General features: G+C 69.9%; 20 protein-coding genes. 15 read left to right on the forward strand and 5 right to left on the reverse strand.

The window, feature by feature from the left end; all coding sequences use genetic code 11:
- The coding region (locus E1218_RS09340; protein ID WP_132318336.1) for a helix-turn-helix domain-containing protein at positions 1-637 on the reverse strand (637 nt) is incomplete at its 3' end.
- Between the two features lie 450 nt (positions 638-1,087).
- On the opposite strand from E1218_RS09340, the gene E1218_RS09345 reads away from it, so the two are divergent.
- The gene (locus tag E1218_RS09345; protein ID WP_132318338.1) at positions 1,088-1,282 is read left to right on the forward strand and encodes a hypothetical protein; all 195 of its coding nucleotides are present in this window, start codon (positions 1,088-1,090) and stop codon (positions 1,280-1,282) included.
- A complete protein-coding gene (locus E1218_RS09350; protein WP_233712112.1) occupies positions 1,279-1,497 on the forward strand; it encodes a hypothetical protein in 219 nt (72 codons plus the stop codon). Before E1218_RS09345 ends, E1218_RS09350 begins: the two co-directional genes overlap by 4 nt.
- Positions 1,498-1,724: 227 nt before the next feature.
- On the opposite strand, the gene E1218_RS09355 is transcribed toward E1218_RS09350, so the two are convergent.
- On the reverse strand, positions 1,725-1,958 hold the full coding sequence (locus E1218_RS09355; protein WP_132318340.1) for a DUF397 domain-containing protein: 234 nt from the start codon (positions 1,956-1,958) through the stop codon (positions 1,725-1,727).
- A gap of 517 nt (positions 1,959-2,475) precedes the next feature.
- Between E1218_RS09355 and E1218_RS09360 the strand changes: the two genes are divergently transcribed.
- The 3 genes from E1218_RS09360 to E1218_RS09370 all read left to right on the forward strand — a co-directional run bounded on the left by E1218_RS09360 (position 2,476) and on the right by E1218_RS09370 (position 6,167).
- Positions 2,476-3,303, forward strand: coding sequence for an SAM-dependent methyltransferase (locus tag E1218_RS09360; RefSeq protein ID WP_132318342.1), 828 nt, complete (start codon positions 2,476-2,478; stop codon positions 3,301-3,303).
- 83 nt (positions 3,304-3,386) lie between these two features.
- Complete coding sequence (locus E1218_RS09365; RefSeq protein ID WP_132318344.1) at positions 3,387-5,696, forward strand: molybdopterin oxidoreductase family protein; 2,310 nt, start codon at positions 3,387-3,389, stop codon at positions 5,694-5,696.
- 12 nt (positions 5,697-5,708) lie between these two features.
- Positions 5,709-6,167 carry a hypothetical protein gene (locus E1218_RS09370; RefSeq protein ID WP_132318346.1) on the forward strand — a complete coding sequence of 153 codons (459 nt, stop codon included), beginning with the start codon at positions 5,709-5,711 and terminating at the stop codon, positions 6,165-6,167.
- Here E1218_RS09370 and E1218_RS09375 read toward each other — a convergent pair.
- Both E1218_RS09375 and E1218_RS09380 read right to left on the reverse strand, forming a co-directional pair.
- Complete coding sequence (locus E1218_RS09375; RefSeq protein ID WP_132318348.1) at positions 6,151-7,638, reverse strand: FAD-dependent oxidoreductase; 1,488 nt, start codon at positions 7,636-7,638, stop codon at positions 6,151-6,153. The genes E1218_RS09370 and E1218_RS09375 overlap by 17 nt on opposite strands.
- A gap of 28 nt (positions 7,639-7,666) precedes the next feature.
- Positions 7,667-8,101: an SRPBCC family protein gene (locus tag E1218_RS09380; RefSeq protein ID WP_132318350.1), complete on the reverse strand. Its 435-nt coding sequence runs from the start codon at positions 8,099-8,101 to the stop codon at positions 7,667-7,669.
- A gap of 132 nt (positions 8,102-8,233) precedes the next feature.
- On the opposite strand from E1218_RS09380, the gene E1218_RS09385 reads away from it, so the two are divergent.
- The 4 genes from E1218_RS09385 to E1218_RS09400 all read left to right on the forward strand — a co-directional run bounded on the left by E1218_RS09385 (position 8,234) and on the right by E1218_RS09400 (position 10,688).
- Positions 8,234-8,710: an Hsp20/alpha crystallin family protein gene (locus E1218_RS09385; RefSeq protein ID WP_132318352.1), complete on the forward strand. Its 477-nt coding sequence runs from the start codon at positions 8,234-8,236 to the stop codon at positions 8,708-8,710.
- A 14-nt stretch (positions 8,711-8,724) separates the two neighbouring features.
- Positions 8,725-9,366 carry a hypothetical protein gene (locus tag E1218_RS09390; RefSeq protein ID WP_132318354.1) on the forward strand — a complete coding sequence of 214 codons (642 nt, stop codon included), beginning with the start codon at positions 8,725-8,727 and terminating at the stop codon, positions 9,364-9,366.
- A gap of 14 nt (positions 9,367-9,380) precedes the next feature.
- The gene (locus E1218_RS09395) at positions 9,381-9,767 is read left to right on the forward strand and encodes a hypothetical protein (RefSeq protein ID WP_132318356.1); all 387 of its coding nucleotides are present in this window, start codon (positions 9,381-9,383) and stop codon (positions 9,765-9,767) included.
- 186 nt (positions 9,768-9,953) lie between these two features.
- Entirely contained in the window at positions 9,954-10,688 is a 735-nt protein-coding gene (locus tag E1218_RS09400) for a SigB/SigF/SigG family RNA polymerase sigma factor (RefSeq protein ID WP_233712113.1), read from the forward strand.
- Between the two features lie 45 nt (positions 10,689-10,733).
- Here E1218_RS09400 and E1218_RS09405 read toward each other — a convergent pair whose 3' ends face one another.
- Positions 10,734-12,242, reverse strand: coding sequence for an FAD-dependent oxidoreductase (locus E1218_RS09405; protein WP_132318360.1), 1,509 nt, complete (start codon positions 12,240-12,242; stop codon positions 10,734-10,736).
- Between the two features lie 54 nt (positions 12,243-12,296).
- On the opposite strand from E1218_RS09405, the gene E1218_RS09410 reads away from it, so the two are divergent.
- The 6 genes from E1218_RS09410 (at position 12,297) to E1218_RS09435 (ending at position 18,158) form a co-directional block, all read left to right on the forward strand.
- Positions 12,297-13,097 carry a hypothetical protein gene (locus E1218_RS09410; RefSeq protein WP_233712114.1) on the forward strand — a complete coding sequence of 267 codons (801 nt, stop codon included), beginning with the start codon at positions 12,297-12,299 and terminating at the stop codon, positions 13,095-13,097.
- A 30-nt stretch (positions 13,098-13,127) separates the two neighbouring features.
- On the forward strand, positions 13,128-14,243 hold the full coding sequence (locus E1218_RS09415) for an NAD(P)/FAD-dependent oxidoreductase (RefSeq protein ID WP_233712115.1): 1,116 nt from the start codon (positions 13,128-13,130) through the stop codon (positions 14,241-14,243).
- A gap of 33 nt (positions 14,244-14,276) precedes the next feature.
- Positions 14,277-15,335, forward strand: coding sequence for an NAD(P)-dependent oxidoreductase (locus E1218_RS09420; protein ID WP_132318364.1), 1,059 nt, complete (start codon positions 14,277-14,279; stop codon positions 15,333-15,335).
- 136 nt (positions 15,336-15,471) lie between these two features.
- Complete coding sequence (locus E1218_RS09425) at positions 15,472-16,476, forward strand: zinc-dependent alcohol dehydrogenase family protein (protein WP_233712116.1); 1,005 nt, start codon at positions 15,472-15,474, stop codon at positions 16,474-16,476.
- A gap of 208 nt (positions 16,477-16,684) precedes the next feature.
- Positions 16,685-16,948: a hypothetical protein gene (locus E1218_RS09430; protein WP_132318366.1), complete on the forward strand. Its 264-nt coding sequence runs from the start codon at positions 16,685-16,687 to the stop codon at positions 16,946-16,948.
- Between the two features lie 397 nt (positions 16,949-17,345).
- A complete protein-coding gene (locus E1218_RS09435; RefSeq protein ID WP_132318368.1) occupies positions 17,346-18,158 on the forward strand; it encodes a MerR family transcriptional regulator in 813 nt (270 codons plus the stop codon).
- Positions 18,159-18,191: the final 33 nt, after the last annotated feature.

Consider the following 18,191-nt stretch of genomic DNA (forward strand, 5'->3'; position numbering starts at 1 on the left):
CCATCACCTGAAGGGTCAGGTTCGGCATGTGAGTAGCCTCGAGCAGGTACTCCAGCTGGAGGCGCATCGACTTCACTCCGCCGATCGGCCGGCGCAGTACCGACTCGTCGACGACCGCCCACAGCCGTACGGGGCTGGGCCGGGTGAGAATTTCCTGCCGGTTGACCCGGAGGGCGACCCGGCGCTCGACCTCCTCGGCCGGGATCAGGCCACGGCCGAGCTGGACGACGGCGCGCACGTACTCCGGTGTCTGCAGCAGGCCGGGGACGAACTGCAGCTCATAGGTTCGGATGAGTTGCGCGGCGGACTCGAGGTCCAGGTAGGAGTGGAACCAGCTGGGCAGTACGTCGCCGAAGCGGTGCCACCAGCCGGGGTTGTTGGCGTCCCGCGCCAGTGACAGCAGTCGGTCGCGCTCCTCGCCGTCGTCCAGGCCGTAGAGCGTGAGCAGGTCGCTGACGTCGCGCTCCTTGAAGCCGACGCGGCCGAGCTCCATCCGGCTGACCTTGGACTCCGACGAGCGGATCTCCCAGCCTGCGTCCGAGCGACTGATGCCCGCCGCCTCCCGCATCCGCCGCAGGTGCGCTCCGAGGATGATGCGCAGCGCAGTCGGCCCGCTTTGCGCGCCCGACTCGGTCACACCCACCTCCCACGGCCCCCAGCAGCTCAGATCAGCGGCGACAACATTCCGCAGGGAGACATCATCGCACGGACGACCGGCAATCTGCCGGAGTTCTTACACAAGGCATCGGCAACCAGGTGACCGGTCACGGAGTGTAGTAGCGGACCTGCCAATCTCCCCTCGTTTGTCCGGACAAAGTTACGCCCGGAGGTCCGTTGTGCGTCGTTCAGAAGGCCTGCCGGCCGCCGTTCGCAGGCGGAAAACCAAGTTTTCGGGGGTCGAACTGGAAAACGTGCGGATGCACGTGCATCGGGCGCTTGCATTCGTAGCGTGCCGACGCCATGATTGCTTCATGCACAGAAGGTGAGCTGAATCTCGCGAACCGTGACATCGCGCGATCCGGCAGGCCGGTCCTACAGACCGCCGGCGGCGCAAGCGCCGGCACGACTGGTTGGGGAACCCGAGTCGATGAACGACGACGACAGCGAGGCAGCCGAGCACGCCGGCGCCGATACCAGCGGCCGCGCGCCCGACGAGCTGACCGAGCGGGAGATCCAGGAACTGGTTGCGCGTTGCCCCGAGCAACAGCGCTGGGCCTTCGAGGGCTGGTTGCGCGGCGTTCGTCAGCTCGACGGCGACCCGATCGTGAGCCTGGCCCCATGACCACCGACAGAGCAGCAGGAGGCCGAAAGATGGTGCGGATCTGGCTGGGAGACCACCTGATCGCCGAGTACGTCGCCGAGCCCGACCGCGCGTCGCGGTACCAGCGGGTGATGACGCCGAAGTTCACCGGATTGCGAATCACTGTGGACAATTCGGCCGGCGGCTCGGCGTCCGAGCTGCCGAGCGAGCAGCTCTGGCCGTTCACCGTCCAGTAGTCCGACCCGCCCGGGCAGCACCAAGGCCGACCCTCGCCGGAGGGTCGGCCTTCGTCGTTCTCCAGCGGTCGGTGGAAGGTCTGGCGGACGGTCGTTGAGCGTACCTCCCGGCCGCGCGCGGCGGCACCGGTCCGAGCAGACAAGCGCGGCTCCGCACAAGGAGAGCAGACAAGAAGAGGCCCCTTCGCCACTCGCCTGGTGAAGGGGCCTCTCGCTCTGCGGTGCGCTCAGACGAGGTTGTCGAACTCCCCGTCGTGAACACCGCCGAGGAACGCCTCGATCTCGGCCTTGGTGAACACCAGTGCCGGGCCGTTGGAGTGACGCGAGTTCCGCACCGCCACGCCGCCGTCCGGCAGCTTCGCCACCTCGACGCAGTTGCCGCTGGGGCCACTGCGCTGGCTCTTCCGCCAGACCAGCTCGGTCACCGAGTCGCCGGGCATGCCGTTGTAGATAGCAGTCATCAGCTGCACCTTCCGTACGTCTTTGGCATATGCACGTGCATTTGGCATTGCATCTGCATCGTACACGTTTGCGGTCCTTGTGTCCGCTTCGTTACTCGGCGTGGTCGAAGGCGCCCAGATCAACGCTCTGTGATCGTCGTCGTGACCGTCGTCCGCAGTACGCCGGCGAATCCCTGCTCGCCTTGGCTTCGAGCCCAGTGAGCCCGCCAGAGGATTGGCTTCGAGCCCGGTGAGCCGCCTGGGAGGAGGAAGGCGCTCGGCGGCAGTGCGTGGGGAAGGGTGAACAGGGTTGACGGGATGCAGGTGGGGAAGAGTGTCGATGGAGTCCTGCAAATGGCTGTTTTGTCAGGAACTGGGGTGATCCGAAAAGGCTTGTCTGGTTGATGAATCAGGCAATAAGGCGCAGTCCGGCGGCGACTTTCGGATCGACACTCCCGCAGCGGCGAACCAGTGCTTCGAGAGGTCCGCAACTGCCCTACGATGACTCACACGATTCCCCGACACGAAGGCTGCGCCGATGGCGACTTCCGGCACTCCGGACCCCCGTCCGGAGTTCGACACATCCCAACCGACCATCGCCCGCGTCTACGACGCCCTGCTCGGTGGCAAGGACAACTTCGCCGCCGACCGGGAAGGCGCGGCGCTCTACCTGAAGTACGTACCGGACGCCGGTCGCTGCGCGATCGAGAACCGGCAGGCCCTGGTCAAGGGCGTGCAGTACCTGGCCCGGCAGGCCGGGATCGACCAGTTCCTCGACATCGGCAGTGGACTGCCGACGCAGAAGAACACGCACGAGGCGGCGCAGGAGGTCAATCCGGACGCCAAGGTCGCGTACGTCGACAACGACCCGATCGTGCTGGCCCACGGCCGGGCGCTGCTGGCGACCAACAACAGCACCATCGTGGTCACCTCGGACCTGCGCCGGCCGCAGGAGATCCTCGAGAACGAGGAGATCAGGAACCACCTGGACTTCAGCCGCCCGATCGCGCTGATGGTCGTCGGCATTCACATGCACTTTCATGACGACGAGAAGCCGGACGAGTGGGTCCGGACGCTGATGAACGCGCTCGCCCCGGGCAGCTACCTGTTCATCACCGACTTCGTCGACACCGGTGAGCCGCTGCAGAAGGGTATGGAGCGGGCCGGTCTGGAGAGCCTCGGCAACGGCTGGATCCGGACGCCGGAGCGGATCGAGCAGCACTTCCTCGGCATGCCACTGGTCCCGCCGGGCCTGGACTTCCTGGCCCGCTGGTTCCCGGAGGACCCCGACGCCGACGTGCCGGCGGTCGAGGAACTGCAGCCGTGGCAGCGGATCCTGATGGCAGGCATCGCCAAGAAGGCGTAGCCCGCAGACGACGAGGCGCGCGTCCCGGTCCCGGGGCGCGCGCCTTTCGCATACCCAGACAATGGTTGGGTACCGCACCTTTCGTGGACAGCGCGGATCGGGTGGAGAACGTCTGGGGTGCGCGGACGCCCCACGAGCGCGGCACCGCGTGGCCGGTGCGCGTGGACCAGGAGCTCGCGGTCGCCGAGGCCGAGGTCGACCGGTGGGTGCAGTCGGCCTGCGTGCTCTGCAGCAACGGCTGTGCCTGCGACATCGCGGTCAAGGACGGCAGGATGGTCGGCGTTCGGGGCCGGGCCGTCGACCGGATCAACCACGGACGACTCGGCCCCAAGGGTCTTTACGCCTCCTGGCAGTGGAGCGATCAGGACCGCCTCACCCAGCCGTTGATCCGGACCGCCGAAGGATTGCGGCCGGCGTCCTGGGACGAGGCGATGGACCGCATCGTCGAGGAGTCGAAGAAGCGGCATCCACTGCAGCACGGTTTCTACACCAGTGGACAGCTGTTCCTGGAGGAGTACTACACGCTCGGCGTGATCGGGAAGGCCGGTCTGGGTACGCCGCACATGGACGGCAACACCAGGTTGTGTACGGCGACCGCCGGTGCGTCGCTCAAGGAGACGTTCGGCTCGGACGGCCAGCCCGGCAGCTACGAGGACATCGAGTCCTGTGATGCGCTCTTCCTGTTCGGCCACAACCTGGCCGCGACCCAGACGGTGCTGTGGGCACGCGTCCTCGACCGGGTCGAGGGCCCGGACACACCGGCGATCGTCGTCGTCGACCCGCGAGACACCCCGACGGCCCGGATGGCCGAGCGCACCGGCGGCGTCCACCTGGCGCCGCTGCCCGGGACGAACCTCGCGCTGATGAACGGCCTGATCCACGAGTTGATCGAGCACGGCCACGTCGACGAGGAGTACGTCGCCCGGCACACGATCGGGTACGACGAGTTGGTCGCGGCCGTCGCGGCGTACGAGCCGAAGCAGGTGGCGGAGATCTGTGGCGTGAACGCGGTCGACGTCCAGCGAGCGGCGGAGATCTTCGGGACGTCCGAGCGGGTGCTCTCGACCGTGCTGCAAGGCTTCTACCAGTCGCATCAGGCGACCGCGGCGGCCTGTCAGGTGAACAACCTGCACCTGCTCCGCGGCCTGATCGGCAAGCCGGGCTGCGGCGTCCTGCAGATGAACGGCCAGCCGACCGCGGAGAACACCCGGGAGTGCGGCGCCGACGGCGACCTGCCCGGTTTCCGCAACTGGGCCAACCAGCACCACATCGACGAGCTCTCGACGCTGTGGAACGTCGACCCGCTCAAGATCCCGCACTGGGCGCCGCCGACGCACGCGATGCAACTGTGGCGGTACGTCGAGCAGGGGTCGATCGACTTCCTCTGGATCTCGGCGACCAACCCGGCCGTGTCACTGCCCGAACTGCCGCGGATCCGCGACATCCTCGACCGCGACGGCCTGTTCCTCGTCGTCCAGGACGGCTTCCTGACCGAGACCGCCGAGCACGCCGACGTGGTCTTGCCGGCCGCGCTCTGGGGCGAGAAGCAGGGAACCTTCACGAACGCCAGCCGGACCGTGCACCTGTCGGACCAGGCCGTCGACCCGCCGGGGGAGGCGCGCAGCGATCTCGATATCTTCCTGGACTACGCGCGCCGGATGGACTTCCGGGACAAGGACGGTCAGCCGCTGATCGGCTGGAGCACGCCCGAAGAGGCGTTCGAGGCGTGGAAGGAGTGCAGTCGCGGCCGGCCGTGCGACTACAGCGGTCTCACGTACGACGCGCTGCGCGGAGGCAGCGGGATCCCGTGGCCGTGCACCGACGACAACCCGGAGGGGACCGACCGGTTGTACCCGGATTCGGTGTTCCCGACCGATTCCTACGTCTGCGAGGACTTCGGCCACGACCTGCTGACCGGCGGCAGTACGACGCCCGAGCAGTACAAGGCGACGGAGCCGGCCGGACGGGCGTTCTTGAAGGCAGCGACGTTCCAGCAGCCGCCGGAGTGGATCTCGTCCGGGTACCCGTTGATCGCGACCACCGGGCGGTCGCCGTACCACTTCCACACCCGGACGAAGACGGGCCGGTCGCGGAAGCTCCGGCAGGCCGAGCCGTCGGTCTGGGTGGAGCTGTCCGCCGCGGACGCAGCCGACCTGGGGATTGCCGAGGGCGACCGAGTCCGGGTGGAGTCGGAGCGGGGCTGGATGGAGGGGCCGGCGCGGATCGGCCGAGTCCGGCCGGGAGTGGTCTTCGTGCCCTTCCACTTCGGCTACTGGGACTCGACGGATCGAGGCCGGACGGCGGCGAACGAGTTCACGCTGACCGAGTGGGACCCGGTGTCGAAGCAGCCGCTCTACAAGGTCGCCGCCGTCAGGGTGAGGCCGTCAGGGTGAGGAAGGTGTGACATGCATCTGTCCACGTACTTGGGGCTCCTGCACTCCGCGGAGAACTCGCTGGCCGAGGCGTTCGGCCAGGTCGGTCGCCACCACGCGGACGAGCCGGACGTCGAGCACCTCTGCCAGACCCTCGGTGAGAAGGCGGCAGGTCACGTCGAGTCTCTCGGACCCTTCCTGGCCCGGTACGGCGAACATCGTGAGGACGAGCCGGATCGCCTCCGGGCGGCCGAGTTCAGCGGCACCCGGTCCGGGGGAGTCGGCCTGCTCCGGGACCTGCAGGACCTGTACGCGTTGGCGTCGTTCGTCGACGTCACCTGGACGGTGGTCGGCCAGGCGGCCCAGGGTGTGCCGGACGCCGATCTGCTCAAGACCGTGCAGAACTGTCAGACGGACACCCGGACACAGCTGAGCTGGCTGCAGACCCGGATCAAGCAGGCGGCGCCGCAGGCGCTCATCGTGGCGAAGTGAGCGGCTTGGTCGTCGGTCCGTCGAGCACCTCGCCGGTGTAGCCGAAGCGCGAGCCGTGACAGTTGCAGTCCCACGTGGTGTCGGCCTGGTTCCAGCGCAGCGGGCAGCCGAGGTGGGTGCAGACCGGGTCCACGGTGTGCAGTTCGCCGTCGTGGTCTCGGTACGCGCCGACGGTGCTGCCGTCGTCCCGGGTCAGCAGGCCGCCCTGACCGACCTCGAGATGGTCGGCGCCACCCTTCAGCCGGCCCAGGTGACCGGCCGCGAACTCCTTGCCGACGTGCAGGTTGTCCTTGACCAGCTTCGCCACCGCCTGGACGTCCCCGATGCGGCCGGCGTCGTACACGCCGGCGGCCGGGTTCTCCCGGTCGAGGACCAGGTCGCGGAGGATGCCGGCGGCAACCGTCCCGTTGGTCAGTCCCCACTTGTCCATGCCGGTGGCGACGAGCAGCGGCGTTCCCGGCGCCTTCCCGACGAACGGGAGCAGGTCGGGCGTGCTGTAGTCGTGGGCGGACCAGCGGTACTCCGGTACGACCTCGAAGTCCCACGTCGAACCCACCCAGTCGACGAGTCCCTGGTACGTCGTCTCGGCGTCGGCCTCTTCGTCACTGCCGACCACGATCAGCCCGGTCCGGCCGCCACCCGGCCACGGGCGCGTGGACCGCACCGGTGAGTCGACGGAGATCGCCATTCCGGACGGTGCCTCGACGGGCAGGCGTACGGCGATGCCGCACGACCGGCTCGGCCGGGTCCGGGCGAAGTACCCGCCGGTGAGTCCGATCGGCAGCAGGGTCGCGACGACCGCGTGGTTCGCGCGGACCAGCGGTCCCCGGGCGGTGACCGCCTGGATGTCGTGGTCGGTGTTCAGCTCGTTCACCCGGCTGTTCTCGAAGATCCGGCCGCCGGCCTGGGTGAACGCGGCGGCGAGCCCGGCCAGGTAGCGCGCCGGATGGAGTTGCACCTGGTCATCGAACCGCACGACCTCAGCGGCCTTCACCGGCAGGCCGAGCTCCCCGGGGTCGACGAACCGCGCCGGCAGTCCGAGTGCAGCGGCGACGTCGGCCTCCCGGCGGAGCGGGGAGTCAGCCCGGGTGGAGTAGACGAACGCCGGCGTCCGGACGAGCTCGCAGTCGATGCCGAGGCGGTCCGCCAGCGCGGCGACCTCGTCGACGGCGGCCTGGTTGGCGGTCGCGTACCGGCCGGCCTTGCTCGCACCGTGCCGGTCGAGCAGATCGGCGTAGATCGCGCTGTGCTGCGAAGTGACCTTGCCGGTGGTGTTGCCGCTGGTCCGGGCGCCGACCCGGCCCGCTTCCAGGAGTACGACGTCGGCTCCCTCCTGCTGCAGGTAGAGCGCGGTGGTCAGCCCGATCAGGCCACCACCGACCACCACCACGTCGGCATGCTTGTCGGCGTGGATCCCGTCGTACTCCGGAAGCGTCGCGGTCGCCGGCCACACAGATCCTTGCGTCGTCATGTGCTGCCGGTACCCGCCAGGCGGGATCTCAGTGCGGTTTCTCGGCCAGCAACGCGAGCCGGCGCAGCGTCTCGTGGTTGCGGGCCTTCAGGACCGGAGCGATCATGCTGTGCGGGATCACGGCCGCCGGTCCTTTGACGGCTTCCTCGCGCATGATCAGGTGGCAGTCGCCGCCCTTGTCGGTCGCGACGAACTCGACCTGGCCCTCGCCGGTCGGCCAGGCGCGGACACGCAGCTGCAGGAACCGCAGGGGCTCGTACTGCAGGACCGTCGTACTGTCGTCGATCACCAGCGGCCACACTCCGACCGAGTGGTACAGGCTGTGGCCGGGTTGCGGGAACCCCTCCTCGACGTCCCGCACCCGAGAGGCCCCGACGACCCAGGCGGCGTACGTCCACCCGTCCGTCAGGATCGCGAACACCTCGGCCACCGGGGCCCGGATCAGCCACTCGTTCTCCGTCATGCGGCGCCGGTACCCAGGCGAATGCATTGTCAACGAAATGATGACTCAGGACTTGTCAACGGATCAATGACATGCTATCTCTGATGGTGCGTGTTGACACCGGAACAGTCGATGAACCTGGAGGTGGAAACGATGTTGATGCGCACTGACCCGTTCCGGGAGCTCGACCGGCTGGCCCAGCAGCTGACCGGCGCGACGGCGCCGGGGACGTGGTCGCGGCCGAGCCCGATGCCGATGGACGCCTATCGGTCGGGTGACGAGTACGTGGTCGTCTTCGACCTGCCTGGCGTGACCCCGGACGCGATCGACCTGGACGTCGAGCGGAACGTACTGACCGTGAAGGCCGAGCGCCGTCCGGCCGCGGTGGACGAGGGCGTCGAGATGCAGGTGGCCGAGCGGCCGCTCGGGGTGTTCTCCCGGCAGCTGTTCCTCGGTGACACCCTCGACGCCGACCGGATCAGCGCGTCGTACGAGAACGGCGTCCTGACCGTGAAGATCCCGGTCGCGGCGCAGGCCAAGCCGCGCAAGATCTCGATCACCGGCGGGGAGCCCGGCAACCGGACCGTGACCGGTGAGACGGTCGACGACACCAGACAGCTCGACGCCTGACGCCTGGAGAACCGATGCCGCAGCCTGACGCAGATGACCGCACTCCGGCGGCGGCGCTCGAGTTCCTGGCCGATGTGCTGGGGAGGTCCCCCTCCGCCCCGAACGTCCCCGGGGCGGAGGATCCTCCCACCGCCGACGAGTTGCTGGCGGCGCTGGTCCGGCTGCGCGAGCTGCGCGAGGCGTTGAGCGACTGGGAGCCGCGGCTGATCGAGGCGGCCCGGGCCGCGGGGATCAGCTGGATCCAGCTCGCGCCGGCGCTCGGCGTCACCAGCCGGCAGGCGGCCGAGCGCCGCTACCTGCGGCTGAACCCGCGGGCGAACCAGCCGGAGCTGAACGGCGAGCAGCGGGTGCAGGCGGCGCGGGACCAGCGGGCCGGTGACCGTGCGGTCGCCATCTGGGCCCGGGACCACGCGGCCGACCTCCGCCGGCTGGCGGGTCAGGTGGCGGCTCTGGACGGGCTCGACCGACAGGCGCAGGCCAGCGTCGACGCCGTGCACGACGCGCTGGGCAACGATGACTCGGCCGCGCTGCTCGGGCCGCTCGCCGCGGCCGGCGAGCAGCTCACCGAGGACCACCCGGGCCTGGCCGACCGGATCTCCGAGGTCGGTGCCCGGACCGACGAGGCGCGCAGGTCCGGCCAGAACCGCCGCCGCTGACGAGGAGGCTGAGGATGAAACTGCTGTTCGAACTCCGCCCGGTCGAACATCTCGAGGCCAGTGTCGACTACTACCGCGGACTCGGCCTGGAGCCGATCGCCTGGCCGAGTGACGACACCGCCCTGCTCGGGGAGCGCGGCCACCGGCCGACGATCGCTCTCGTCCGCGATCCCGCCGAGGGCGCGCTCGGGGGCGGCGGGGTATACGACGTGGGCGATGTCGACACCTTCTTCGAGGAGCATCGCGACCTGGACTGGCTGCTCAGCCCGGCGGACAGTCCACTCGGCCGGTACGCCGTCTTCGCCGACCGCACCGGCACCGCGGTCCGGCTCCTCGACCCGGCGCCCGGCGACGGTGCCGAGCCGTCGGGAACCACCGAACGCAGACTCGCCCGGCTCTAGAGCGCATGGGATCTGCCGAGGTGGGTACGGGCTAGAGGCAGGCATGACCGTGGTCCAGATACGTGCCACGCCGTGACTCAGAGTCGCGAGGTCATACCCATGGTAACCAGTATCACTGATCAGGTTCCTGTTCACTGTTCCACCGCGGCCGATCGGGCCGCGAGAGAAGCAGCCACTCGCGAGTTGATGGAACGCAGGGCTGCCAGCACCGACGAAGCCGAGCGGCAACGACTGCTCGAAGAGGTCGTCGAGCTCAACATCGAGATGGCGCGGGGAATCGCGCGCCGGTTTCGCGGCCGCGGCGCCGAGGCCGAAGATCTCGAGCAGGTCGCGTACCTGGGTTTGGTGAAAGCCGCTCACCACTACCGTCTCGACGCCGACACGCCGTTCATCGGATTCGCCATCCCGACCATCCGCGGCGAGGTGAAACGCTACTTCCGCGACTGCGCGTGGACCGTCCGGATCCCGCGCCGGCTGCAGGAGATGCAGGGCACCATCGCCAGCAAGTTGCCGGAGCTCGAGCAGCAGCTCAACCGTGAACCGACTCCGGCCGAGATCGCCGAGCACCTGGGCGTCGAGGTCTGTGAGGTCGAGCAGGCCCTGGCCGCGAAGGGCTGCTTCAACGTGCTGTCGCTCGACCGGCCGTCCGACGCCGACGCCGACCTCACCCTGGCCGACGTGGTCGCCGACGACGAGGACGGCAGCATCGACCAGCTGGAGACGGTCGAGATGCTGCAGCCGGTGCTGGAGGAGCTCGGTCCGCGGGAGCGCCGCATCCTCCAGTTGCGGTTCGTCGAGGGCTGGACGCAGTCCGAGATCGGCCGCGACATCGGTGTCAGCCAGATGCAGGTCTCCCGGGTTCTCCGCAAGATCCTGGACGACCTCCGGACAAAGCTCAGCCCCCTCCCCGCCGCCGCGTAGCACCTGCCGGCTTCCGCGGGGACACACACCTCGGCGTCGCTGGAGTCACAGCGCCAGCACGGCTCCGGCGGCGGCGAGGTCGTTCTGCAGTCGGCGAACGTCGATCTGCTGGACGGAACGGCCGGTCGCGATCGTGTGCGCCGCGGCGACACCGGCTGCCTGACCCAGCATCTCGTACTGGACTTCCATGCGGACCGACGCGAACGCCACCTGCGAGGCGCTCAGGCAGACCGGCACGAGGAGATTGCGGCAGTCGTCGTACCGGGGCACGATGCACCGGTACGGGATCTGGTACGGCGCAACCCCGACGGACAGGTAGCCCTCGTTGAAGACCGACGGGACCGGCTCCGGGTGCTCGTACGCGATCGACCACGTGCGTTGGATCTCGCGGACGTCGATGTGGTACGAGCCCATTGCGACGGCGTCGTACTGCACCCTGGGGTGCGGTAGCAGGTCGTGCTGTGTGAGCACGTACTCGCCGCGCATCCGGCGCCCCTCGCGAACGTAGAGCTGGTGCGGGATCCCGCCGGTGTCGGCGAACTCGTCGGCCGGCAGGCCCCATTCCGACAGTCCGTCCCGGACGGCTTTCGGTACGCCGGGATCCGTGGTCATGAACCACAGGAAGTCGCGGGTGTAGTGCTCGTGCCGCTGCCGGATCGACTCGCGTTCGTCGGCGGGCGCGTCCGGATAGGCCCAGTTCGTGCCGTCCAGCAGACTCAGCGAGAGCGGGCCGATCGAGTTGCCGTCGCACTTGGCGTTCGGCAGGTTCGGGACCAGGCCGATCACGTCGCCGGCGGCCGGCTCGATCCCGTTCCGGCGCAGTACGGCGAACCAGCGGCGGGCCAGCTCCCACTCGGCGGGGTCGTATCCCGGCCGCTGCGTGAAGGGGATCCGGTCCGGCGCCCCGGTCAGGCAGACGCGGTAGCCGTAGGCCATCACCCCGCCGTCGCCGGAGCCGGGCTCGGCGAGCGGTCGGTCGTGCACAAGAGGGAGTACGCCGCCGTCCGTGAGCGGCGACACGAACGGCGGGAACTGGTGCTTGCCCGGCGCGAACTCGCGCCGGCCGGCCAGCGACTCGCCGTACGTGCTCCGGCTCTCCCGGCCAACGTCGTACGGCACGCCGGCCGCGGCCATCAGGTCGCCTTCGTACGACGCGTCCACGAACACGCCGGCCCGGTGGTCGCCGGTCGTCGTGGCGAGGGCGATGATCGTGCCGTCGACGACGGTTGCCCCGGTCAACCGGCTGCCGAACTCCACGTCGACGTTCTGGAGCCAGCCGGTCAGGATGCTCTCGGCGACGTGAGGCTCGGGGCCGGCGTAGTGGCCGGCGGGCACGCCGTACCGGTCGGCGATCGCCAGCATGAACTCCCGCGCCAGTCCGCCCAGGACCCGGCTGTCGCCGAGATCGGTGTACCCGAGCCCGCCGGACACCATCCCACCGAGGTGGTGGCCCGGCTCGAGCAGGACGACCTGTGCGCCGGCCCGCGCGGCCGCGACCGCGGCGCACACGCCGGCGGCGGTTCCACCGTAGACGACGACTTCGGACGCATGCATTCCCTGACCCTAAGGTGTGTCCGGTTGTCACTCTGGGTGTGGGGTACCTGCACAATGGGGAAGAGCGAGGGGACGGAGTCGGAGTCGGTGGTTCTGGCGTTGCGGATGATCAGGACGGTGCCCGCGGACGCGGTCGCCATCGTGCGGTCTTACCCGCCGATGGTGGTCTGCTTCGCGGCCGCGCTGACCGGCACGGCCCTCGTCTTCGACGTGTTCTACCTGGTGGCGAGCCCCGGTCTCGCGCTGGCGCTCGTGTACACCGTGCCGGTCCTGGCCGGGCTGATCGCGGGTCTGGTGGCGGCCGCCGACGATGTCGGCCTGGACCGGTCGGTGCTGTACCGCACCATCGGCGTAGCAGTTGCCCTCGGCATCACCAACGCGGTCGTGGTGGCGATGATCGCCGCCATGCGCCGCACCGATCCGTCGAACTGGGCCGCGGGTGGTCAGGCGGTCCTGTTCGCCGGCTGCACCGTGGTCGCGGCCGGACTGTCGATCGTTGCCTGCAGCAAGCTGATCGACGCGCTCGGCCTGGAGTTGCGGACCAGGCTCCCGAGCCGCCCGGTCCGCGTCCCGGTGGCCGCGACCAGAATGGCGGCGCCCGAGGTGCGGGCGAGCAAGGAATCGGCCGCTCGCGCGAGGCCGGCTCCGGTCCAGGCGCCACCGCCACCACCACCGGACGACGAGGAGACGATCCACATCTTCGTTCCGCCGCCGCCGAAGGTCGTCGACCTCGACCAGGCCCGGCCGGTCACCTCCTCGACCGGGTCCACCGGTCACGCCGACCGGCTCGTCCCGCGTCCCCGTCGTGCGGCGTCCCGTCGTACGCACAAGCCTGGTAAGCGGCCCGGGACCTGACCCCCGGCCAGGGGTGGGACACTGGAGCCCGTGTGGGACCTGGTGGTCGTCGGAGCCGGCCCCGCCGGAGCTTCGGCGGCGCTCGGGGCACTGGCGGTCGATCCCGGCCTGTCGGTCCTGCTGCTGGACCGGCACGACTTCCCGCGGGACAAGGCCTGCGGTGACGGGATCGCGCCGCATGTGTTCGACCTGCTGGCCGAGGTCGGCGTCACCGGGCTCGTCGACGACTGGACTCCCGTACGCCGGTTCGCGCTGACCCGGGGCGCCACCGGAGTCGACCGGGACATGGCCCGGCCGAACTGGGTGGTCCCGCGGACCGTCTTCGACCAGCGACTCGCGGCCGCGGCCCAGTCGGCCGGTGCCCGGCTCATCCGCCGGCGCGTCCGCGGTCTCCGGGTCGCGAAGGACGTCATCACTGTCGACGGCGACCTGCAGGCTCGGTTCGTCGTGGGGGCGGACGGTGCGCACTCGGTCGTACGGCGGGAGCTCGGGGTGAAGCCGGGACCGGTGGCTCTCGCGATCCGCGGCTACGCGCCGACCCCGGCCGCGCGTGCGGCGAGCCAGGTGATCGCGTACGGGCCGGGGCGGCAACCGTCGTACGCCTGGTCCTTCGACCGCGGCGACGGCTGGTCGAACGTCGGGTACGGCGAACAGCTCGCCGCCGGCCGGCCACGTCCGACCCGGGCGAACATCCTCGAGCACCTGGACCAACTGCTGCCCGGAGCGACCGACGGCGGGAAGTCCTGGTGGGGTCATCATCTGCCGTTGTCGAGCTGGTTCTGGCGACCCCGGCCCGGTCCGGTGATGCTGGCCGGTGACGCCGCCGGGCTGATCAACCCGATGACCGGCGAGGGCATCTACTACGCGGTCGCGACCGGTCTGCTGGCAGGCCGCGCGGTCGCCGACGCCCTGCACAACGACAGTCGTGACGCCGGTACGTCGTACCGGCGGCAAACCGGCCGTCTCCTCGGTAGGCACCTCCGGCACACCTCACTCACGGCCCAACTGACGCGCTCCGGCCACATCCTCGACGCCGGCATCCGCGCCGCCGCCGCGGACCAGGCGACCTTCGACGATCTCGTCGAACTGGGCTTGGCCGACGGCCTGATCACCCCGCGCCTGCTACGTGCGCTGGTCACGTCGTAGCACGGCGTTCCGCGGTTGTGACATCGTGCTCTGATGGAGCTTCCGACGACGGCCTGGCAGGGGATCGACCTCGAGCAGCGGCTCGCGTGGGCACGGCGGTGGATGCGACGGACGGCCGAGGCGGCGGGGCGGCTGCCGGATCTGACGGCGGTACGGCTCGCGGTCACCGCGCACCTCGATCTGAAGTCGGCGCTGTTCCTGCAGGCGTACCGGACAGCCGGGGCGGCGGTGATCGTGCACCCGGCCGATCCGGCGACCACGCGGGCCGACGTCCAGCGACTGGTCGAGGCCTGGGGCATCGACGTGACCGACCCGGCCGCCTGCGTCGCCTGGGAGCCGACGCACACGGTCGAGATGGGCGGCGACATCCTGGTCGAGGCCGCCGCCCGCGGGTACGACGGGATCGTGGCCGGCATCGAGATGACGCGCACCGGTCTCAACCGGGTCGCCGCGCTGGCGCTGACCTGCCCGGTGTTCGACCTGGACGGCGTGCCGCTGAAGAACCAGTTGCACAACCGGTTCACCGTCGGCACGAGCACCTGGCACACGGTCACGGCCCGGACCCAGCTCTCCCTGCACGGCCTCACCGTCCTGGTCGCGGGGTACGGCGAGGTCGGCGCCGGCCTCGCCCGGACGGCACGCGGTCTCGGTGCGGTCGTCCAGGTTGCCGAGGTCGACCCGGCCCGTGCGTTGATCGCGTCGTACGACGGCTTCGACGTCGTCGGCCTGGCCGGCGACCGGGCGGACATCGTCGTCACCGCGACCGGGCGGACCGGCACCCTCTCGGCGGATGTGATCGGCACATTGAAGGACGGGTGCCTGATCGTGAACGCCGGGCACTCCGCGGACGAGATCGACCTCGATGCACTCGGCAACGGCGTGCAGGCCGTCCCGGCGGTGACCAGTCACCGGGTCGGCGGACGCGAGATCCTGCTGTTCGCCGGCGGTCACGTGGCCAACCTGGCGGCGGGTGACGGTGACAGCCTGAACGCGTTCGACGTCACCGCGGCGCTGATCGTCGACTCCGCCGGCTGGCTGGTGGCCCACGGCAACGAGTACCCGACCGGCCTGCACGCCTACCCGGGACCTTAGGTCGCGTCCGGCGTGAGCGTCGCCGGACGGCCCGGCGGGAATCCGGCTCCAGGGTCGCCGAGCGCCGCGAACGCGCCCTCGACGCGTCGCCTGACCAGCAGGTCCCGGGACCAGGCAGATCTGGGATCGTCGGAGGATGGACGAACTGATGGACGTCTGGGCGGTGGAGCGGCCGCGGCCGCTCCACGCCGGGCCGTTGCGGCGAGTGCGGCGGACTGTGCCGGAACCGGGGCGAGGGGAGGTGCTGGTCAAGGTAGAGGCGTGCGGGATCTGCCGGACCGACCTGCATCTGTGCGAGGGGGACCTGGCGCCGCGGCGGCCGGGTGTCGTGCCGGGGCATCAGGTCGTCGGCACCGCGATCGGCGGGGGTGAGCGGTTCGCGGCCGGCGACCGGGTCGGGATCGCGTGGTTGCGAGGGACCTGCGGGGTGTGCGAGTTCTGCCGGGCGGGGTCGGAGAACCTCTGCCCGCGGTCCTCGTACACGGGCTGGGACGCGGACGGCGGTTTCGCGGAGTACGCCGTGGTACCGCAGGACTACGCCTACGCACTGCCGGCCGACCGCCCGGCCGAGGAGCTGGCGCCGTTCCTCTGCGCCGGAATCATCGGCTACCGGTCACTGCTGCGGGCGAACCTGCCCCCGGGTGGCCGGCTCGGGATCTACGGGTTCGGCTCGAGCGCCCACCTCACCGCGCAACTCGCGACCGCGCAGGGCGCCGAGCTGTTCGTGATGACCCGCGGCGAGCGCAACCGGGAACTGGCCCGCTCACTCGGTGCCGCGTACGTCGGTGAGACCGCCGACCGCCCGCCCGTTCCGCTGGACTCGGCCATCGTGTTCGCCCCGGCCGGGGATGTCGTGCCGTACGCCTTGGAGGCGCTCAAACCGGGCGGGACCGTCTCGGTCGCCGGGATCCACCTGAGCGACGTACCGGTGCTCGACTACGAGCGTCATCTGTTCCACGAGCGCGACCTGCGCAGCGTCACGTCGAACACCCGCCGCGACGGGGAGGAGCTCTTCCGGCTGGTCGCGCGGCTGCCGGTCCGAGCGCACACGACCGCGGTGCCGTTCGGCGCGGTGGACCGGGCGCTCGCCGACGTCGCCCGCGGGCGCGCGGTGGGGTCGCTGGTCGCCGTTCCCGACTGAACCCGGCAGGCCACTTAATCGTTAGAAACGGGTGAAGATTCAACCCTGTGCGTGGTCCGGGCTTCAGAGCTGAGGGCTAGCTGCGTTAGATTTGATCAAATCTTCCGGCGAGCAGGGAGCGTGAGCACCAGATGCGAGGTCTGACCAGGCACGTGTGGTCGGTCCTTGCCGCGTCATCGGCGGGTTGCCCGGCACAGCGAGACGGGCAGTGCTGAGCAAGATTCTCGGCGCGGTGGGTGTGGTCCTGCTGATCGCCGGGGTGGTGCTCGCCGTTCGCCCGGTCTCCGTGCAGGGCCGTGACTGCGGTTCGCTCTTCCAGCCGGGCAAGGGCATCACGCCGATGCAGTGCGACCCCCGGCTGGCCACCCGCGGAAACGTCGTCGTCGGCCTCGGCACCGGTGGCGTCGCTTTGATGCTCACCGGCTTTGCCGTCGCCGCCGTCCGCGACCGCCGTACTCGCGTCAGCTCCTGACCCGGCCTCGCCGGGAATCTGTTTCGAGCGGCTTTACCGCGGGTACAGCGCGCGTGGGCGGCCGGGGTGCCGGCTGGTCACTCCGGAAGGGCCGTCACCCCGCCGCTCCCATTCGCTCAGTGCCGCACGATGGTGCCGAGCATTTCGTCGAACGCCTCCGTCGACGACGCGTTGGGTGTAGATCGAGTCCCGAAGCTCGGTCGCGGTGATCCGGTGCCGCATCCCATCCGGCGCCGTCTCACCGTGGCGGCGCTCTCCCGCCGGGTCGGCCACCATTCGCAATCGGCGTTCGCCAAGGCTCTCCGAGAGGCGACTGTACGGACCCCAGGATGCTTCCGGCCAGGTTTTCCTGACCGGCAGTTGACCTTGACACCGTGTCAACCGGAAAGGTGGGGACATGTTCACCATCGGAGACTTCGCGGCGTTCGGGCAGGTCTCGGCCCGGATGCTCCGGCACTACGACGCGACCGGGTTGCTCCGGCCGGCGGTCGTCGACGAGGCGACCGGCTACCGCTACTACTCGGCGGACCAGCTCAGCCGGCTCAACCGGATCATCGCGCTGAAGGATCTCGGGTTCAGCCTGCAGCAGGTGCACGAGATCGTCGACGCCAAGCTGTCCGCGGAGGAACTGCGCGGCATGCTCCGGCTGCGACAGGCGCAGCTCGAGGACGAGCTGACCCGCAGCGCGTCCCGGCTGGTCAGTGTCGAGGCGAGGCTCCGCCTGATCGAGAAGGAAGGTCACATGCCCACCGAAGACGTCGTCCTGAAACATATCGCCCCGGCCCGGGTGGCCGAGCTGAGTGCCCTGTCCAAGAGCTATGACGGCGAGGACATCGGCCCGGTCCTCCAGCCGTTGTTCGGCCAGCTGTTCGAGCGCCTCGGTGCGGCCGGAGTGGCGCCCTCCGGCGCACCGGTCGCGTACTACGAGGACGCCGAGGACGACCAGATCCTCGTCCACGCCGCCGTACCCGTCGAGGCGGGCGCCGCGGCCGACCTCGACGTGCACGAACTGCCGGAACTTGCGCAGGCGGCGACCATCGTGCACCAGGGCGACATGATGAACGCCGACCGCAGCATGCAGACACTCGCCCGCTGGATCGAGGACAACGGATACCGCAGCCAGGGGTACGCCCGTGAGGTGACGCTGCAGTTCGACCCCGAGAACCCGGCGAACTGGGTGCACGAGTTCCAGATCGGCGTCACACGGTAGGGCCTTGTCTGACGGTCCAACGCCTACTGCGCG

Source organism: Kribbella turkmenica, from assembly GCF_004348725.1.
Taxonomy (GTDB): domain Bacteria; phylum Actinomycetota; class Actinomycetes; order Propionibacteriales; family Kribbellaceae; genus Kribbella; species Kribbella turkmenica.